Source organism: Aeromonas sp. R1-1 (assembly GCF_040908495.1).
Lineage (GTDB): Bacteria > Pseudomonadota > Gammaproteobacteria > Enterobacterales > Aeromonadaceae > Aeromonas > Aeromonas veronii.
Genome location: NZ_JBFODV010000136.1, coordinates 1 through 16,366, shown reverse-complemented (window position 1 = coordinate 16,366; position 16,366 = coordinate 1). Strand labels below are relative to the sequence as shown.

General features: G+C 55.2%; 22 protein-coding genes, 1 other RNA gene and 1 pseudogene. 6 read left to right on the top strand and 18 right to left on the bottom strand.

Annotation, left to right across the window (positions count from 1 at the left end):
• Nucleotides 1-6: 6 nt before the first annotated feature.
• Entirely contained in the window at nt 7-582 is a 576-nt protein-coding gene (locus AB5Y92_RS08040) for a glycoside hydrolase family 108 protein (protein ID WP_368226378.1), read from the bottom strand.
• Nucleotides 583-779: 197 nt separating this feature from the next.
• Between AB5Y92_RS08040 and AB5Y92_RS08035 the strand changes: the two genes are divergently transcribed.
• Entirely contained in the window at nt 780-1,682 is a 903-nt protein-coding gene (locus tag AB5Y92_RS08035) for a hypothetical protein (RefSeq protein WP_368226375.1), read from the top strand.
• A gap of 58 nt (nt 1,683-1,740) precedes the next feature.
• Here AB5Y92_RS08035 and AB5Y92_RS08030 read toward each other — a convergent pair whose 3' ends face one another.
• Nucleotides 1,741-2,169, bottom strand: coding sequence for a Mor transcription activator family protein (locus AB5Y92_RS08030; protein WP_244776710.1), 429 nt, complete (start codon nt 2,167-2,169; stop codon nt 1,741-1,743).
• Between the two features lie 113 nt (nt 2,170-2,282).
• On the opposite strand from AB5Y92_RS08030, the gene AB5Y92_RS08025 reads away from it, so the two are divergent.
• The 3 genes from AB5Y92_RS08025 (at nt 2,283) to AB5Y92_RS08015 (ending at nt 3,858) form a co-directional block, all read left to right on the top strand.
• Nucleotides 2,283-2,588: a hypothetical protein gene (locus AB5Y92_RS08025; protein ID WP_244776709.1), complete on the top strand. Its 306-nt coding sequence runs from the start codon at nt 2,283-2,285 to the stop codon at nt 2,586-2,588.
• A 27-nt stretch (nt 2,589-2,615) separates the two neighbouring features.
• The gene (locus AB5Y92_RS08020) at nt 2,616-2,993 is read left to right on the top strand and encodes a hypothetical protein (protein ID WP_244776708.1); all 378 of its coding nucleotides are present in this window, start codon (nt 2,616-2,618) and stop codon (nt 2,991-2,993) included.
• A gap of 70 nt (nt 2,994-3,063) precedes the next feature.
• A complete protein-coding gene (locus AB5Y92_RS08015; RefSeq protein ID WP_368226372.1) occupies nt 3,064-3,858 on the top strand; it encodes a toll/interleukin-1 receptor domain-containing protein in 795 nt (264 codons plus the stop codon).
• Here AB5Y92_RS08015 and AB5Y92_RS08010 read toward each other — a convergent pair.
• The 12 genes from AB5Y92_RS08010 to AB5Y92_RS07955 form a co-directional block, all read right to left on the bottom strand.
• Nucleotides 3,845-4,309, bottom strand: a complete 465-nt coding sequence (locus AB5Y92_RS08010) for a gp16 family protein (protein ID WP_368226369.1) — start codon at nt 4,307-4,309, stop codon at nt 3,845-3,847. The two genes, AB5Y92_RS08015 and AB5Y92_RS08010, sit on opposite strands and share 14 nt — an antisense overlap.
• Nucleotides 4,309-4,575: a hypothetical protein gene (locus AB5Y92_RS08005; protein ID WP_244776705.1), complete on the bottom strand. Its 267-nt coding sequence runs from the start codon at nt 4,573-4,575 to the stop codon at nt 4,309-4,311. Before AB5Y92_RS08005 ends, AB5Y92_RS08010 begins: the two co-directional genes overlap by 1 nt.
• A complete protein-coding gene (locus AB5Y92_RS08000; protein WP_060585863.1) occupies nt 4,562-4,819 on the bottom strand; it encodes a hypothetical protein in 258 nt (85 codons plus the stop codon). Before AB5Y92_RS08000 ends, AB5Y92_RS08005 begins: the two co-directional genes overlap by 14 nt.
• Nucleotides 4,820-4,864: 45 nt before the next feature.
• Nucleotides 4,865-4,934: hammerhead ribozyme type II (locus tag AB5Y92_RS07995), an RNA gene on the bottom strand.
• A 7-nt stretch (nt 4,935-4,941) separates the two neighbouring features.
• Nucleotides 4,942-5,136, bottom strand: a complete 195-nt coding sequence (locus tag AB5Y92_RS07990) for a hypothetical protein (protein ID WP_005345945.1) — start codon at nt 5,134-5,136, stop codon at nt 4,942-4,944.
• A 14-nt stretch (nt 5,137-5,150) separates the two neighbouring features.
• Entirely contained in the window at nt 5,151-5,771 is a 621-nt protein-coding gene (locus AB5Y92_RS07985; RefSeq protein ID WP_368226365.1) for a DUF3164 family protein, read from the bottom strand.
• A gap of 10 nt (nt 5,772-5,781) precedes the next feature.
• On the bottom strand, nt 5,782-5,961 hold the full coding sequence (locus AB5Y92_RS07980) for a hypothetical protein (protein ID WP_368226362.1): 180 nt from the start codon (nt 5,959-5,961) through the stop codon (nt 5,782-5,784).
• 19 nt (nt 5,962-5,980) lie between these two features.
• Nucleotides 5,981-6,229 carry a hypothetical protein gene (locus tag AB5Y92_RS07975; protein ID WP_013723693.1) on the bottom strand — a complete coding sequence of 83 codons (249 nt, stop codon included), beginning with the start codon at nt 6,227-6,229 and terminating at the stop codon, nt 5,981-5,983.
• Between the two features lie 56 nt (nt 6,230-6,285).
• Nucleotides 6,286-6,837 carry a transcriptional regulator gene (locus AB5Y92_RS07970; RefSeq protein WP_005345956.1) on the bottom strand — a complete coding sequence of 184 codons (552 nt, stop codon included), beginning with the start codon at nt 6,835-6,837 and terminating at the stop codon, nt 6,286-6,288.
• Nucleotides 6,821-7,399 (bottom strand): hypothetical protein, encoded by a 579-nt coding sequence (locus tag AB5Y92_RS07965; RefSeq protein ID WP_049790200.1) that lies wholly within the window; start codon nt 7,397-7,399, stop codon nt 6,821-6,823. The genes AB5Y92_RS07970 and AB5Y92_RS07965 overlap by 17 nt, the downstream gene beginning before the upstream one ends.
• Before the next feature lie 69 nt (nt 7,400-7,468).
• Nucleotides 7,469-8,191, bottom strand: coding sequence for an AAA family ATPase (locus AB5Y92_RS07960; protein WP_029300291.1), 723 nt, complete (start codon nt 8,189-8,191; stop codon nt 7,469-7,471).
• A gap of 42 nt (nt 8,192-8,233) precedes the next feature.
• The gene (locus tag AB5Y92_RS07955) at nt 8,234-10,447 is read right to left on the bottom strand and encodes a DNA-binding protein (protein WP_368226358.1); all 2,214 of its coding nucleotides are present in this window, start codon (nt 10,445-10,447) and stop codon (nt 8,234-8,236) included.
• Nucleotides 10,448-10,855: 408 nt separating this feature from the next.
• Here AB5Y92_RS07955 and AB5Y92_RS07950 point away from each other — a divergent pair, with 408 nt between their 5' ends.
• A complete protein-coding gene (locus AB5Y92_RS07950; protein WP_080768693.1) occupies nt 10,856-11,602 on the top strand; it encodes a helix-turn-helix transcriptional regulator in 747 nt (248 codons plus the stop codon).
• 259 nt (nt 11,603-11,861) lie between these two features.
• Here AB5Y92_RS07950 and AB5Y92_RS07945 read toward each other — a convergent pair.
• The 4 genes and pseudogenes from AB5Y92_RS07945 to fadR all read right to left on the bottom strand — a co-directional run.
• Nucleotides 11,862-12,437: pseudogene (locus AB5Y92_RS07945) on the bottom strand (AEC family transporter); the annotation flags it as partial.
• Nucleotides 12,438-12,449: 12 nt separating this feature from the next.
• Nucleotides 12,450-13,007, bottom strand: a complete 558-nt coding sequence (locus AB5Y92_RS07940) for a YaeQ family protein (RefSeq protein ID WP_005336887.1) — start codon at nt 13,005-13,007, stop codon at nt 12,450-12,452.
• Nucleotides 13,008-13,195: 188 nt separating this feature from the next.
• Nucleotides 13,196-13,336, bottom strand: a complete 141-nt coding sequence (locus AB5Y92_RS07935; RefSeq protein WP_005345965.1) for a TIGR02808 family protein — start codon at nt 13,334-13,336, stop codon at nt 13,196-13,198.
• Nucleotides 13,337-13,601: 265 nt separating this feature from the next.
• The gene (gene fadR / locus AB5Y92_RS07930) at nt 13,602-14,315 is read right to left on the bottom strand and encodes a fatty acid metabolism transcriptional regulator FadR (RefSeq protein WP_026034983.1); all 714 of its coding nucleotides are present in this window, start codon (nt 14,313-14,315) and stop codon (nt 13,602-13,604) included.
• A gap of 333 nt (nt 14,316-14,648) precedes the next feature.
• Between fadR and nhaB the strand changes: the two genes are divergently transcribed.
• Nucleotides 14,649-16,229, top strand: a complete 1,581-nt coding sequence (gene nhaB / locus AB5Y92_RS07925) for a Na(+)/H(+) antiporter NhaB (protein WP_064338053.1) — start codon at nt 14,649-14,651, stop codon at nt 16,227-16,229.
• Nucleotides 16,230-16,366: the final 137 nt, after the last annotated feature.

Here is a 16,366-nt window from a genome sequence, read left to right as displayed (position 1 = left end):
GCACGCTCATGCCACCACCTCGCCAACCACGTCGGAAAGGAGGTAGCTCTGCAAACGCAGCAGCCGGTTGATCCAGCCATCGGCATTGGCCCACTGGCTCGGGTCTTTGCGCACAATGCCGTGCATAAAGCTGGCCCGCTGCATCATCAGCGCCAGCAACAACTGGCCCTCGCCCTTGGCGCCCAGTTGCTGCTTGAGTCTGCCAATCGACACAGGGCCAAGGCGGCCATCTGCCATCACCCCCAAGACCTGTTGCAGCTGTTGGATGGCGCGTTTCGGCCCGTGATGCACCGCTGCATCAAACACGGCGATAGAAAGGGCCGGGCTTAAGCTGACGATCAGGTCACAGCGGGCGGGAGCCCAGTAGTTCTGGCGGTAAAATGGCTCGGTATGGGCCGGAGTCAGATCACCGATAGCGATATCGGGTACCCCATCCCGATCGAGGTCGGCCATGTCGTCCTTCTTGCCATCGGCGGCATCGGCGACGCCGTACTTGGTATGACCACCCCGGTCTGCCGGATGGTTGACTTCGCCCCCTTCCACATCGGGACGAAGCAGCCATTTAAGTGCGAGTGATAACATAAAGGCCCCTCGGTGAACTGCGTTATCAGCAGCGTACCGAGGGGCCTTATGGGCAGGGGTTTATGGTGGGTTAGTGGGAATACAGAATATATCAGGTTGCTTCTGTTGTTTTATTGAAGGGGGAAAGTGTGATAGCGTCTTTCATATGTCAATATGACTGGTCAAAGTAGAAATACAGTCTTTATCGGAGAATTTTCGTGGATTGGAACGTGTTTTTTAGCACTATCAGCCAGACTTCTGGTGCAATTGTCGGTATATTCGCAGCATTTCTCATCACCAAAATCATCTCTAACCAATCGGACTTTTCAAAGTTAAAAAATGAGGCCACACATCATCTTATCGACTCAGAAACAGCAAAAAGCGAGGCAAATTCTCGTAAGTTTGAATGGTATAACTCAATGATAAGACGAGATATTTTAAACGAAATAGAATATTACATATTAAATGAGGAGAAAATGCTAGATGCTAAACAATGCATATCTACTTACAGGTTTTCTCCTTTTGAAAAGCCTGAAGACATAAAAATAGCGATTAAAAACAAGCTGACTGAAGTTTCAGAAAAAATAGATTCCAATAAAAAGAAAGAAAAAGCCATGATTAAAGCTCTAGGCGGTTTTTCTCCACCAGCTATAAAACCTCACAAACCGATATTCCTTGCCAGCTCGAATGAACACATGAAAAGAGAGAGGGAGCTCATTGATCAACTGATAATTAAAATTGAGCGCCAAGCGAAAAAGAACGAAGCATTATGTGCTGAATTGAAAAGTGGCGTAGATTCAGTGAATCTAGTAACTAGCTCCATAGTAGCTGTATTGATTCTTTTTTTTGTGGGTGTCATCTACCCATTAAGTTTTCTTCCTTGGCAACAAGGAAAGGATATAACTCTTTCATTGTCAGCTTTTTGGGACATACTTTTTTCCCTGCAAGGCTTCATGCTACTTTTGATATCTGTAATATTTTCCGCACTTATGATGGTTTTTTTAGTTATCAACATGAGGCTAAAGCATAGTATTGACGTAATTGATAAGATTACACACTATAGTGACATATCAAATTACTCACCACACTTGGCTAACTATAAGAAAAACAAGGTTGGCTAAATTAACCAACATATAAACCCCGCCACAGCGGGGTTTCTCTTTGATATTAGTCCTCTCCTTATTCATGACCAAACAGGTCAGACTGATGCCGCAGCCGGGTCAGTTGCCGCTGCTCCGCCACCACCGCATAGGTCTGCGGTACCGACAGGCCATGCTTGCGAGCCAGCTGGTCGATATTACGGCCGTTGAATTCATCCCAGATGGCCCTATCCCGCAGCGCAGCCTTGAGATGTTCCCCAGTGGGGATGTAGTAGGCTCGGCCACCCATATAGTGGGCCTGTACCAGTGCCAACTTGCGGGCCTGAGCCTTGGCCAGATCCGGCTCCATTCCCTCTCTGATCAACTCGCAGGCCAACACATCGACCAGCTCACTCAGGGCTTTGGGCCATTTAGCCGTCAATTCAGAGGCCGGGATCTGGTCGAGGCGATCGACCAGTTGCCCCAGCGAAGCGTGATCATCGGCAAAGAGATCCTGATGCTGTTCCATGACTCCCCCGGCAAAACAGAAAAAGCGGTGCGCCGATTAGAACACAGGCCATTTTATGCGCACATTTTTTAGCGCATACTGAGTCCCTCGTTATCAAAGGGAGATTGAGACGAATGAAATGGAATGAACGCTTTAAAGAGTGGCTGCTCGATATGATGGTCATGCTGGATATGGCGCCAGCAGCTTTCTTCCCTGCCTATGCCTGCACTGTGATTGGCTTGCTGCTGATGATCATCCCCGGCTTTTTCCAACCAGACCCGATGCAATTTGCTGAGGGAACTTTGCACTTCCACATTATACCTGCGCAGGTATTTCACATACTCTGGGGGGCGATAGCATTGATCGGAGTAATGATAATGTTCAGTGGTATCAACCTCACTCGCTCTCGTCTAAAAAAGCTCAGAAACCGCCTCTACTGACCTTCCTACTTGCCCCAAGGAGGGGAAATGGCACGACGTTATTATCGACGGAGAAACCAGTCGCTTATTACCGGCACCGCCAGCACTATGCTGATGAGTTCCTGGTGGTGTTCTCTAATGCTGGGCCTGATCGGATATGGGCTTTTCTACTGGCTACTACCCGCATGGATCATCAGCAAGATTCAAGAAATCCCTCAGCTCACAACCGGTTTGGATATCCGTACCATGGCCTTCCAAGCTGTTGCGCGCAGACTACATTGGTCTGAATTCGTTGGAATGGCATTCCTATGGTTAGGTCTCTTGATTGCAGGTATCAAGCTGTTGGCAACGGAACTGGAGCCGAGCCAACACCATTCAGGGCTACTCGGTTTTTTAGCCCGCTTGCTGGCGCGGTGGAGTGACTAGGATTCTGCTGGCCCCTGTTTCGCCCATCAGATAAAATCCCCCTTCAATCAGCGGGTTAATGGGGTAAGCGATGAAGGTATTTCTGAGTTGGTCGGGGGAACGCAGTCGATTGGTGGCCACCTTGCTGGATGAGTGGCTGCGTTGCGTATTGCAGGCGATCCGCCCCTGGCTCTCCACCAAGGATATTGACCGGGGTTCACTCTGGTTTAGCGAAATCCAAGACCAGTTGCAGGATGTGACAACCGGCATAATCTGCCTGACCCAAGAGAACAAAGAGAAACCCTGGATACTCTTTGAGGCTGGCGCACTGGCCAAGGGCCTCTCCAACTCTCGTGTCTGCACCCTGCTGATCGACCTGGAGCCCCACGATATTCGAGACCCCTTGGCTCAGTTCAACCATACCAAGCCAGACCAAGGTGGTATTTATGCCCTAGTGCATACGCTCAACAACCGCTTGGGGGATAACCGCCTAGACCCCGCTATTCTGACCAAGGTACTGGACACCTATTGGGCGCAATTTGAGCAGCAATTTCAAGCCATTATTGCTAATACCCCGGTTACTGAAAGACCAAAAACACGACCAGAGAAAGACATTCTGGCAGAGATTCTTGAGCATACACGTTCACTTAACCAACGTTTAAACCAATTGGAACGCTCACAGGAACAGCCAAAAGATACTTTTTCACTAGCTAGAACAGTGAATGATATTGAAATCAAAGACCGTGGGATTTTATGCTTAGAAATGGCAAACAGTAATATTGAACCAAAAGATATCGCCAAAGAACTTAAAGTTCCCTTGCAGTGGGTATTAAAAACCTTAGATAAATACGATGCCAAGACATCGTATACTTCTAATATGCCCTAATCTTCCTTTCCCACCACTTTTTCAGCGCCTCCAGCACTTTGACGGCCAGAGGCGCATCCAGCCAGCCCACCTCGGCCACCCCTACCCCGCCGTTTAAACGGGCCGTCATCCGTTGCACCCAATGGTTTAATGCGGTTTCCGAGCCATCCCTGACGATACCAAGGCGGGCCATCTCGCACCAGATGGCCCTGATCTTGGCAATTTCATTGACCCTGACGTGGCTACCGGCCGCAGGGCTCAGCCGTCTGTTGGCTGCATGTCGAGCAGGCTTGAGCGTAAAGCCCGCCGTCTTGAAGGCAGCCAGCACCTGTTCCAGCTCCTGTTCGTTCAACAGGGCGGCGCTACGCTTGCCGGTATGGCTGGCCAGCAGGTCGCGGTAACACTCGTCATCGAGCGCCAACGCTCGGCGCCCCACCTGTACCAACCGGATCAGTCTGCTGCGTTTATCCATCACCTATCTCCTCCCCGTTCTGCCTTGCTGTCATGGTGCTGCCCGGCCACTCTCAGCTGTTGGTAGTGCTCATTGAGGCACCCCCGACACCAGCTGGAGAGCCGGGAGGCATCGCTCGCCACACCGAAAAACTCGGTATCCCATGGCCAGAACTCGCCACAACGGGGGCAGCGCTGCTCCAGCCCCAGTTCGGTGATGCAGGCCCGACCGCTTTGCAGGCGGCGAGCCAGAATATGGGGGGCCAGCAGGGGGCTATAGATGGCCATGGCGATCCCCGGTTTCGTGTACCCCACCACCATCTCTGGCCGATTTGGCCTGCTGCAGCTCTGCCACCAGTTGCCAGCGCATCTGGCAGGCTTCTCCAGCCAGCGCATGAAAACCACGGGCGCGCGCCTCTTTATCAAACTGCTTGAGCTGTTTGCACACAGCCCGTTTCTCAGCCGCAACCAGTGCAATGGCTGCGCTGCTGAATATCTTGGTAAGTCGAATATCCATCTCTGTTTTGGTCATCGCCGTGCTCCTTGTATCAAGACGGTGAAGACCTGGGCCCAGATCGTTTGGTTGCTCATCAGTACCCGGCCACCACACCGGGTAGACAAGGCGGCATTGCCGCCCTGTTTCGCAGCGGGCCATTACTCGAACTGCAGTGGCGTCACCCCTTGATACTCCTCGGCATTGAGGGGGGCAGGCCCCAGCCCCAGCGCCCAGAGCAGGGCGGCCTTGATGCCATCTTCATAGGTGTCGTCGGGGTAACAGGTGCCCTCGGTTTCGGTGATCTGCTCACAGAGCAGCAGTTGCTCTTCGGCTTTTTCCACGTTGATTTCCACTGCGTATCCCTCCTTCACAACTTGGCCAGATCCAGGCTCATCTGGATGTAACGCCCGTGGGCGTCACGCTCATAGAGCCGCAGATATTGGCTGGTACCGGTCACCTGGATGGCGTCGACAGCAGCTTGCATGGCCAACAGCCAATCCGGGTCATCGATATTGAGCTGGCGCAGGGAGAGCACCTGATTTACGTCGATATGACCGCTCTTGGATACCCGAAAGGCATGGTCTACCAGGGCTCGGATCTCGCTGCTAGCGCCATCGCTCCAGCGGGCGATGCACTGGTCAATCAGCGCTTTGGCGGCCTGGATCCGTTCATCAAATTTGCGGTGCTCCCCCACCGCCCGAATAAGCTTGTAACGGCCATCAAAACTGAGCAGGGTCACGTTGCCCTTGGTACCGCCCCATGCCACGCCGTACTGCTCGGCGGAGAGATCCACAAAGTCGGCGATCTGTTGCATGGCGCCAATCTTGAAGGCAGCCAGCTGTGCGCGCTGCTCACGAGCAGCCGCAATGATGCCCATCACAACTTCATCGCGCAGCTTGTCTGCCGGGGCGATCAGGCTTTCCGGTACCCAGTGCCCCTGAGCGTTCTGGCGCATCGGGGTGGTACTGCTGGTTTGTGCTTCTTGCATGGGTTTCTCCTTAATGGATCTTGTTGCTGCCAGGCACCTGAGGGCACATCACGGCGCTGTACTGCTCTGTTGTCGCGCTCGCCAGCTCCTCTTGGTGGGTCGCGCTGCAGAATTCGAGAAACTTGGGTAACTGGCGCAGTACCACCCGCGCCAGCGCCTCGTCTTCTATCTCAAGCTGGATCTTGCTCATCTCATCCCCCTTGCCGGTTTCAGGATTCTTGGCGCCAGTGCAGCAGGCACCCGCCAAAGCGCACCAGGGCAACTTCACGCACCACGCCCGCCAGACATTCACGGCTCAACACGGCGCGCGCCTGCATCTCTTTGGGCAGTGGCCCGGTAACCGCCAGCAGCGGGGTATGGCAAACCCGACTGGTGCGAACGTCATATCCCTTGGCCGTCAGCCAGTGGCTGAGTTGCTCGGCGGTCTTTTGCAAATTGCTGTGCAGATACTTTTTCATCCCGTTCTCCTTGTGATCTCGTCACCGGGCCCACCGCGAAAGAGCCCTGCCAACCCTTATTTGCCTTCTTGCTTGTCGAGCAGCCGGTTGTATTTGATGGCCATGATTTTCAGCTCTTCGGCCAGCAGTTCACTTAGAATGCGCAGGCTGCTGCTGGCATTGTCGCCATCGCTTTTAGCCTGACGGCGCAATCTGGAGAGGGTTGCCTCGGCGTCATAGCGAGCCATTTTCTGCGACCCTTTGCCCTGCTCTACCGATAACCGCATCGGGCGGCGCAGTTGCTGCGCCTCGGTCAGCTGGCTATGGGGGCAACCGCTGCGGCATGCCTTCCAGAGCTTGATATCCATCGGACTGCTGCCCACTTCGCTCGGGCCACGGCGTTGGTGAGCGAGACACTGATGCGCCGGGATATCCCCCAGGATGGGGCACCTCACTTTGTTGCCCATCAGTGCCCCTTCCACCAGGGTCTGTACCCTTGCCATATCGCCGGGATACTTTTCGTTGCAGACCTGGCTGATTGTGGTGCGAGAGAGCCCGAGCTTCTCGGCCACCTGGGCCAGCGAACTGGCCGCCACTTCGGCCTGCAACACCTCAAGCCACGTTTCCATGTGTCTCCTCCTCCCGTTGGAACGGGTATAACTGCTGCTGGTTTTGATCCCAGCAACCATGGTCACGACACAGCGGGGCATAACGGCCTGTATCCCTGACCAGCTGATAGCGTCCTGTCAGGCCGTGTCTGGCGGGAACAGGCAGCAAACTGTCAACTTTGAACAGAACTTTGACGTAACCGGCTTTCACCAACCTATCGGTGTAAAACCAGGCTTGTTTCTGACCCGTCTCTGCCGTCAGCATCAGGTCTGTCAGGGTGAAGAAGCGGCTGATCTTCATGGTGTTCCACATTTTCTGTTGATTGGTTTTGCGCTTGTTCCGGCATTTGGGCCGCTTCTGGCCACTGCTTTTGCCAATCGGTGGCACGTATTGGGCGCTAACCACTTTGAAATAGGCCGGGCGGGATACCACGCCGTCCGGGTGTTTAATGAGGTGGCCAGCGGCCAACCAGTCACGCACGACCTTGTAGATATGTGCCTCCGACATTCCCGTCACGGCAATCACGTCCTTGATCAGAAAAGTCTCTTGCTGGCACATCCATTCCCAGGCTTGCAACGTCATTAGCGTTGCTTTTGTATCAACCACTGGAATCCCTCCCGTGCTTTGTTTTTATTGGCTGTAGCCTGACGGCTAGCGGCTGCGACGCACGTCATGGAGCAACTCGCTGGCGTCAACGTCCTCCAGCCGGATAATCCGGGCATCAGAAGCCATCGCCATTTTTTCAATCTTGTCGAGGGCCGAAACGATGGTGCGCACCACACCGTTGGAGCGCTTGCGGATCAGATCCAGCAGTGCATCGTCGATCTCCACGTCCACCTCCAGCATTTCGCTGGCAATCAGGGACACGTCATCGAGATCGGCCGGTTTGAATTCGATCCACTGGGAGATGCGGTTAAACAGTTGCTTGCGCTGGCTGATGCGGCGGGCAATCTCTTCCATCCCGACCAGGATCAGGGGTTGTTCGGTGGCATCGTAGATATCGCGCAGGGTCTCCATGATGCGGGCATTGCCGACCACGTAATCGGCCTCGTCCACGAAGATGGCCAGCTCTTCGGCGCGCACGGATTCGATGATGCTATCGACCTGAGCACGCAGGTTGTGGCGCTGGGGAATGCCGATCTCTTTGGCAATCTGTTCCAGCAGGCTGGTCACCGTGTCGGCCTTGTAGCAGCGAACATAGATGCCGTTCACTTCGTCCTGGTTGAACAGCCACTCCACAGCGGTGGTCTTGCCAAAGCCGGAGGGGCCATGGATCAGGCCAATGCCCGGCACTATGCTGGAGCGGTTGAGCAAGTTGTCGAGCAGCTGCTCGGTCTTGATCATGTTTTTGACTTCAACGATCTTGTGTTTCATAGTGGGTTTGTCCTTTGTTTTTGGGCCTTTTCGGGCTACTCGCTAACCTTTTGCCTGGGTGCGGCGGGTAGCCCGAACTTCATCCAGATGGCGGTTAATGCGTTTTGCCATCAGCTTGTGGCTGTAGAGGTATCGGGTCAGCCACTCCTTCTCCCGCTCTGTCAGCGGGGTATCCAGCTCCCGCTCTGCCAGATAGATGGCTTGCTCGTACTCGGTCTTGAGTGCTCTCGATTCCTGCCCTGCGGTGGCTTGCGCCCGCTGCGCTTTCGCTTCTCGTCTGGCTTCTATGGCGGCCAGCTCTGCCACATTGAAACGGGCGGGTTCAGCGGGCGTTGAGACCCCGGTGAGCGCGGCCAATGCCGGGTTATCGAGGGTGAGATCACGACGGCTGAACGCTTCAATACCCTTGGCCTGGTCGACGAAGTGGCGCACCACATCCTGATGGAGCTGGTCGATGCCAAAGGTTTTGGCAAGGTTGCGCATCTCGCGGCGAAAACTGGCCAACGCCTTGGCATCGGCTTTTTTGGCCGCCCGGAAGGCATCGGGGCTGATGCCATTGCCCAGCAGGTCGATGTTGATGGCCTCGATCCGCTCGTTCCAATCGCCAGTGCGGTACAAGATGGCGCGGCCCACATCGCACGGATCGAGAAAGACGCTGACCCGCTGGCTCTTCCAGTTGTGCTCCAACAGTTCGGGGGCGCTGTATTTGAGACCACCGGCCTTGATAAAACCTTTGGAGACGGTCGCCTCACCGATATGGTTGAGCAGCAGATCCAGCGCAGCTTCATCGGGAATGGCGCGGCGCTGGTAACGAGCCAGCTGGTACTTTTCATTGGGACTGACCCCGAGGGCACTGTGCTTGCGGTTGTGGTAACGGGCATCGAGCCAGTTATCGAGCAGGGTTTGCAGTTCGGCGGCCGTCATGGCCAGCTCGTAAATCTCTTTTTGTGCATCCGGTTTGCGCTTCTCCTCCAGCCGCTGGGCAAAGCTCTTGCGCGCCTCGATCACCTGACGGTCTGCCACGCAGTGGCCGATATAGGAGGGCAACAGCTCGATCAGGCCATGGCTCAAGGTGCGGAAAAAGCGCTCGATATGGGGTTTCTCCCACCCTGAATAGGCGTTGGAGCGGCTGACGTTCATACCAAGCAGAGTGCAGATGGACATGACCCGCTGGCTCACGTAATCAGAGCCGTTATCAGTGCGCATCACACCGTTATCGTTGAGCGTGCCCCAGGCCAGCAGGGTCTTGCGCAGCAACAGGCAGATCCCCTCGCTCGATGAGCTCTTGGCTACAAGCAGACGGACGCGGCGGGTATACACGTCGATCACGGCGATGATGCTGTGGCGACCATCCACCAACATGGCATCGACCGGGGTGCTATCGAACTCCCATACGTCGTTGGGCTGGGCCATCCAGGGGTACATCTCCTCGATCGCGCTGCGGTATTTGTTGTTGTAGGCATCCGGGTTGGTGGTGTAGGTAAAGGCCACCTTGTTCTCTGCCAACCATTTCACCATCCAGCGACGCAAGGAGGATTGGCTGGGGATCTGCCATCCCAGCTGATTCATGTCGCTGTATTGGCTGGCCAGCTCGTGCAGCGCCCCCCACTTGTTGGCCAGATGGGGCTTGGTGGTGACCAGGGCGGTGAGAAACTGGGCCAGGTCCGGGCTCTGTTCGACGGTTGATGGCCGCTCCCGCTGATAGTTGCCAGCCAGGGCTGCGGGGCCTTCATCCGCCAGCGCACTTTGCCAGCGGCGCAAGGTGATCAGGCTGAATGGTTTTTGCCTTTCATAAACGCTGACAGGCAGGGCGAGAGTGCGGGCACGGTATGCCTCGATAAAGGCGCGGCGACCCACCTCCCCTTGCTGGCAGGCGTGATAGGGGGCCAGGAAGATATCGGCGGCCTGCAGGATGAGCAGTCTGGCATCGACCTTCTGGCGAGCCCCCTCCCCCAAAGTCAGCAATTTGCGGCCTGCCTCCGGTTTGACCGGCACCTCGCGTGCCAGCAACTTGGCCATGGCCTTGCCACCCGCCGCATGGTCGGTCACCGCATGGCCTTGTGCGGCCACAGCTTGTTCTGCCAGATAACGGCGGGTTTCAATCGGCAGTGAGCCAATGTGGTATTCGGCCCCTTTGCCTTTCTCGCGCTTGCGGCTTTGCCACTCTTCACGCTCGGCCTTTTTGCGCACACCATCGGGGTAAGCGGGCATGCCGACCAATCCGGCCAGCGCCTGGGCGGTGTACCAAGTGCTCATTGGTCACCTCCCAGCAGGTCGATCCCCAGCGACTCGGACAGCAGGGCCATGATGGCGCGGCTTTCCCGACGCTTGGGGCTAATCCCTCTGGCCGGAGCATAGTGTTTGATGCAACGCTGTACGGCTCGGGGGTGCAACCCTTTAGCGCGGGCCCAAGCAGCTTGGGAAAATCCGCATTTTATGAGCTCAGCCCTGATCCACTCTGGTGTTTTCCCTGACATACTCACCCCGTTTCGGTATCATCAAGTGTCGCAGCGCGTATCTTTATCATTCATAAAAGAATGATTTTATGTCGCAATGCGTCACATATGAATGATTGATCACCCCAAAAAGATTGACAAGTCTTTTTGTGCGGAATTTTTTGTCTATCGACTCACCAGCATTAGCCACTAGCCGAGAATTCCTTGTATGTCAGAGCGTTATGAAGAAAAACCACAAGCAGCACAAAAAGACGGTGAGGTATCTTTTCTGACGGCGGGAATGGATACTTTGAGTGACCGTCTGGATGAGCTGCGCGGGAGCCTGAGCTACAAGGCATTTGCCGAACTGGTGGGGATGAGTGAGTCGGGGATGCGCAAATACTTCCCACCGTTTAATTCGCTGCCCACCATCGACAAGGCGCTGCGCATCGCGCGGACGTTCAATGTGAATCTGGAGTGGCTGGCCACCGGTCAGGGCCCGAAACACCCCGATGGAACGGCCGAGCAGATGGTGCAACGTGAGGAGTTTGATGAAGAGTACGCGCTGATCGATGGCTACCATGTCACCGTCAGTACCGGCCATGGTGCGTTTAATGATGATCATGAGGTTAAACGCAAGCTGGCCTTTCGCCGCAAGTGGCTCACGTTTCGCAAGTTAAACCCGGATAACCTGGTGGTGGTCTTCGCCAAAGGCGACAGCATGGAGCCCACCATCCACTCTGGTGACTCTATCCTGGTCGATATCAGCAAGAATCAGATCGAAGATGGATCCATCTTCGTGCTGCGCTTGGGGGAAGAGCTCTACGCCAAGCGCCTGCAGAAAAACTTCGATGGGGGGATCACCATCATCAGCGACAACCGCGATGATTACCCCCTGCAGGTCGTTCCAGCCAACCAGCTGGAGAACCTGGCCGTGATCGGCAAGGTAGTCTGGGCCGGGCACGATTTTTTTTAACTGTAACTATCTGATTTTGTGATACCCCGCTGCTGATATTATCTGGCCAGTAATTATTTAAATGGCTCTAGGCAGCAATCACTACATTTTTCATTTTCAGTGCATCGACTAGCGGCCTGACTCTAAAGTTTTCATTTTGCGGTTAAACGGCTTGGTTTAACCGCATCACGCTACAAGCCCCGCCATTCCTGAGTTTGTCCCGCCATCTCCCACTTGTTTTCACCAGCTCCCGGTTTTTCATTCTTGGTGATGGGTTACAAAAGAGCATCAGGGGGACCGAAATCTGGCCAAGCAGCGATGCCGTGGTCACCACATATTCCGGCAGCGTGATATGCAGGTTGGCCACCAGCAAACCGGCCAGCGCGGCCCACAACACAGGGCTGCGCAGCCACAACCAGCGGGAGGTATTGGCCGAGAGGATAAACATGCCGACCGAAAAGTGCAGCAGATTGGAGAGCACAAAGAGGATCACGATGGCACCCAGTTGCTGCTCGCCAAATGCCAGCACCATCAAGGGGATACCAAGATTGCCGGTATTTCGGAACATGGCGGGCAAGATCAGGGCTGCCCGCTCAATCCCTTTGAGTTTGAACAACGCAAGCAGCAGACCGGGTAACAGAATAACCAGCGCCCCCGCAGCAATCAGCGGCATATGCTCCGCCAGCGCCAGCGGATACTTGACCAGCGCGGAGAAGACCAGCGCCGGGGTAAACAGCTCGATATTGGCCCGATTGACGTAACCGAGCGCGGCCCCCGGTCGCAATCGCCCGTAGAGGGCGCCGAGCCCGACCACACCGAACACCGGAATGACGATATTGAGCAAGGCGCTGAACATGGGCGGCGTCCGTTACAGTTCGCGGGCCGGTTTGCCCATCAGCACCACCGGATCCAGCGTCACTTCCAGTGCGCCGTTACTGACCCAGAGCTGACCATCGGAGATAGTGCAGGTGAGCTGCATGGTGCGCTCGACCATGGCGGTCAGCGGCAGAGTCTGGCTGTCGGAGAGTTCGATGATGCTGAGGTTGTCATGCTGGCTCAGCTTGCCCTGGTTCTGCTTCCACCAGACGCTGGTGCCACGACCGCCGTAGAGGTAGAGCACCACCTGACGGGCGCGGTTACAGGCCTTTTTCAGCCGTTTTTCATCGGGTTGGCCCAGCTCGATCCAGAGCTCTATTTCGTCCGAGTAGTTCTTGCACCAGAGCTCGGGTTCGTCATCGGCGCTCAATCCCTTGGTGAACTCCAGTCGCTCGGCAGCGTGCCAGGCAAAGGCCGCCAGCCGGATCATCATCCGCTCATCGGTTTCGGAGGGGTGGCGCGCCAGGGTGAGGGAGAAGTCCTGATACAGATTGCGATCCATATCAGACAAACTGATCTGGGCCTTGAATACGGTTGCCTTGAGAGCCATAGAAAACCTTGAACACCTGGATTAGAGAAGGGTGAGTGGGAAATACGGGCGCCAGTGTAATCAAAATCGGCGGCAGGTTCGACCATCCGGACCAAAGATTTCCCCTTCCCTGCCGGGATAAGTGCTTTAAAAGACACAAAAAACAAATGCCAGTCCGAAGACTGGCATTTGGCGGCATGAGAAGCGACTCACTTCTCGGCGGACTGTACCCCGAACGCGTTCAGCAGCATGCAACAGGTCACTGCCACCGCCACGAATCCGCTCAGAAAGATAAAGGGCATGGCCCCGTATCCCAGTACTGTCCAGATGGTGTGTTCAAGAAGACTCATTGTTGTGTCCTTCATCCGGTGAAAGGTGTGTTCCTTCTGGCGGATATTGGCTCCGCTCTTGATGCCTCCATTTGACCTCAATCAGCGGTTGGGTCCTATGCCACCAAAGTGATAAATGCAGGGTTCATTTGCGCTGGATCAAGCTTTTTGACCAAATATCCATGCAGTTCAAGCAATTACCACCGCAAATAAAGGATAGACACAAACACGGCAGAATAAAAAAACGCGCCGGATGGCGCGTTTCTTGGACAGCACAGGCAAGGGATCAGTTATCGCACAGATCGCTTGGCATGTCCTGACGCAGACGGGTCCACAGCTTGCCGGACTCGATACCGTACTGACGCACCGTCATGAACACGGCTTCGTGGTTCTTGGTCTCCGCCAGATTGAGCAGGGTCTTGTAGTAGGCATCTGCGGTCTCGCGGGCCTGCTTGTCGGAGAAGTAGTAGCTGCCGACTCTGCTGTACAACCCTTTGAAACCGTTCAGGATCAGGGCGTAGATCGGATTGCCGGAAGCAAACGCCAGCTGGTGGTGCAGGCGATAATCGAACTCGGCATAAGCCTGTGCGTTGTTCTCGACCCCATCGGCGCCACGCAGGATCTCGGCGGCCTGCTCCGGATTGTGACGGATCGCCCCGCGGATAAAGATGGTGCAGATGTGGGTACGGGCGGAAAGCAGCTGAGCTATCAGATCAGGTACCTTGTCCTGATCCAGACGAGCCAACGTCTCCAGAATATTGAGGCCGGACGTTTCCCAGAAATTGTTCACCTTGGTCGGCTTGCCATGCTGTATGGTCAACCAGCCATCACGGGCCAGTCGCTGCAGCACTTCGCGCAAGGTAGTCCGCGTCACCCCGATCAACTCGGATAATTCACGCTCGGCGGGCAGAATAGATCCGGGAGGAAAGCGATTGTTCCAGATGGACTCGATGATGTATTCCTCGGCAAACCCAGCTGGGCTCTGCGCTTTTATAACCATGAATTGACTCTGTTGTAATGCGTAAAAAGGCTGACGAATGATATCAAAGCGATGATGGCTGGCAAGCATAAGGTCAGTCCTCTGCTCACATATGGCAAATATAGTGTTGGGAATATGTATCTAATCGCCACGAGGGAGCCAGCCAACCCCGACAAGGTGGTTATAAAACAGACAGATGGGCAGAGATCCATCGGCTATCATTTATAATCGTCACGCTTTTTGATTAAAATCACGAGGAATCAGACAGATAAAGGCCAACATCCGGAGGCACAGGTCGAATCATCCTTGACTGCATAGAAGCAGATCCTAACAACAAAGTTGAGACCCATTATCATGCCAATAAGCCTAGGGCAGGCATTCGCCAAGAACTTCTTGGGCAATGCACCACAGTGGTATAAAAGCGCCATCTTGCTATTTCTGGTAATCAATCCGATTGCCTTCCACCTTGATCCTTTCATTGCGGGCTGGTTACTGGTCGTTGAGTTTATCTTCACCCTGGCCATGGCCCTCAAATGCTACCCCCTGCAACCGGGTGGTCTGCTCGCGATCGAAGCCGTGTTGATCGGCATGACCTCCGCCGATCAGGTCAAACACGAGTTGGTCGCCAATATCGAAGTGCTGCTGTTGCTGGTGTTCATGGTGGCAGGCATCTATTTCATGAAGCAGCTGCTGCTCTATGTCTTCACCAAGCTGCTGATCGGCGTACGCTCCAAGATCCTGCTCTCCCTCTCCTTCTGTCTGGTCTCAGCCTTCCTGTCAGCTTTTCTCGATGCCCTGACCGTGATTGCCGTGGTGATCAGTGTCGCCACCGGCTTTTACGCTATCTATCACAAGGTCTCGTCCGGCAAGGAGTTTGGTCACAGCCATGACCATACCGACGATAAGGAAGTCGCCGAGCTCAATCGCCAGGATCTCGATGATTTTCGTGCCTTCCTGCGCAGCCTGATGATGCATGCCGCCATCGGTACCGCGCTGGGTGGTGTCTGCACCCTAGTGGGCGAGCCGCAAAACCTCATCATCGGCGAGCAAGCCAGCTGGAACTTCGCTGAATTTGCCATTCGTATGTCCCCTGTGACCGTCCCCGTCTTTATCTGCGGTCTGCTGACCTGCGTGCTGGTGGAGCAGTTCCGCTGGTTTGGCTATGGTGCACGCCTGCCGGACACGGTTCGTGCCATCATGGAGGAGTACAATCGCTACGAAGAGGCAAAACGCAGCCCGCAAGACAAGGCCAAGCTGATCGTTCAGGCGTTGATTGCGGTCTGGCTGATTGTCGGCCTGGCCATGCACCTGGCAGCCGTTGGTCTGATTGGTCTCTCGGTCATCGTACTGGCCACCTCCCTGACCGGGATCACCGAGGAGCACTCGCTGGGTAAAGCCTTCCAGGAGGCTCTCCCCTTCACCGCCCTGCTGGCCGTCTTCTTCAGCGTGGTCGCCGTCATCATCGATCAGCAGCTGTTCAAGCCGGTGATCCAGCTGGTACTGGCAGCAAAACCGGAGAACCAGCTGGCCCTCTTCTATCTGGCCAACGGGGTGCTCTCCATGGTCAGTGACAACGTCTTTGTCGGCACCGTCTACATCAATGAGGTAAAGACGGCCATGCTCAATGGTGCCATCGACCGCGCCCAGTTCGATCTGCTGGCGGTAGCCATCAACACAGGTACCAACCTGCCGTCGGTCGCCACCCCCAATGGTCAGGCCGCTTTCCTGTTTATGCTCACTTCGGCATTGGCGCCGCTGCTGCGTCTCTCCTATGGCCGCATGGTCTGGATGGCGCTGCCCTACACATTGGTGCTGGGGCTGATCGGCTTTTTCTCTGTCGAATTGCTGCTTGGTCCTGCCACCGAGTGGTTCTATCAGCATGGATGGCTGGTGATGGAGAGTGCGCTGCCAGCGGTACAGCCGGCGCTGCATTAATCCATTGCGACGGTTTCCGAGGGCCCTTTCAGGGCCCTTTTCTTTGGCTCTGTCCCAATTACGTGTTGAAAGGCTAATCTTGAAGTAGGCCATCACCTTGAGGTCTACCATCATGGATACCCCAGCCTTTCAACACC

Bases quoted from the DNA above. Each gene is read 5' to 3' on its own strand.
- AB5Y92_RS08010 (WP_368226369.1), bottom strand. From the start codon at position 4,309: ATGGATAAACGCAGCAGACTGATCCGGTTGGTACAGGTGGGGCGCCGA.
- AB5Y92_RS08030 (WP_244776710.1), bottom strand. From the start codon at position 2,169: ATGGAACAGCATCAGGATCTCTTTGCCGATGATCACGCTTCGCTGGGG.
- AB5Y92_RS08040 (WP_368226378.1), bottom strand. From the start codon at position 582: ATGTTATCACTCGCACTTAAATGGCTGCTTCGTCCCGATGTGGAAGGG.
- nhaB (WP_064338053.1), top strand. From the start codon at position 14,649: ATGCCAATAAGCCTAGGGCAGGCATTCGCCAAGAACTTCTTGGGCAAT.
- fadR (WP_026034983.1), bottom strand. From the start codon at position 14,315: ATGGTTATAAAAGCGCAGAGCCCAGCTGGGTTTGCCGAGGAATACATC.
- AB5Y92_RS08025 (WP_244776709.1), top strand. From the start codon at position 2,283: ATGAAATGGAATGAACGCTTTAAAGAGTGGCTGCTCGATATGATGGTC.
- AB5Y92_RS07955 (WP_368226358.1), bottom strand. From the start codon at position 10,447: ATGAGCACTTGGTACACCGCCCAGGCGCTGGCCGGATTGGTCGGCATG.
- AB5Y92_RS07950 (WP_080768693.1), top strand. From the start codon at position 10,856: ATGTCAGAGCGTTATGAAGAAAAACCACAAGCAGCACAAAAAGACGGT.
- AB5Y92_RS07940 (WP_005336887.1), bottom strand. From the start codon at position 13,007: ATGGCTCTCAAGGCAACCGTATTCAAGGCCCAGATCAGTTTGTCTGAT.
- AB5Y92_RS08015 (WP_368226372.1), top strand. From the start codon at position 3,064: ATGAAGGTATTTCTGAGTTGGTCGGGGGAACGCAGTCGATTGGTGGCC.
- AB5Y92_RS07965 (WP_049790200.1), bottom strand. From the start codon at position 7,399: ATGACGTTGCAAGCCTGGGAATGGATGTGCCAGCAAGAGACTTTTCTG.
- AB5Y92_RS08020 (WP_244776708.1), top strand. From the start codon at position 2,616: ATGGCACGACGTTATTATCGACGGAGAAACCAGTCGCTTATTACCGGC.
- AB5Y92_RS07970 (WP_005345956.1), bottom strand. From the start codon at position 6,837: ATGGAAACGTGGCTTGAGGTGTTGCAGGCCGAAGTGGCGGCCAGTTCG.
- AB5Y92_RS07960 (WP_029300291.1), bottom strand. From the start codon at position 8,191: ATGAAACACAAGATCGTTGAAGTCAAAAACATGATCAAGACCGAGCAG.
- AB5Y92_RS07985 (WP_368226365.1), bottom strand. From the start codon at position 5,771: ATGCAAGAAGCACAAACCAGCAGTACCACCCCGATGCGCCAGAACGCT.
- AB5Y92_RS07935 (WP_005345965.1), bottom strand. From the start codon at position 13,336: ATGAGTCTTCTTGAACACACCATCTGGACAGTACTGGGATACGGGGCC.
- AB5Y92_RS08005 (WP_244776705.1), bottom strand. From the start codon at position 4,575: ATGGCCATCTATAGCCCCCTGCTGGCCCCCCATATTCTGGCTCGCCGC.
- AB5Y92_RS07980 (WP_368226362.1), bottom strand. From the start codon at position 5,961: ATGAGCAAGATCCAGCTTGAGATAGAAGACGAGGCGCTGGCGCGGGTG.
- AB5Y92_RS07975 (WP_013723693.1), bottom strand. From the start codon at position 6,229: ATGAAAAAGTATCTGCACAGCAATTTGCAAAAGACCGCCGAGCAACTC.
- AB5Y92_RS08000 (WP_060585863.1), bottom strand. From the start codon at position 4,819: ATGACCAAAACAGAGATGGATATTCGACTTACCAAGATATTCAGCAGC.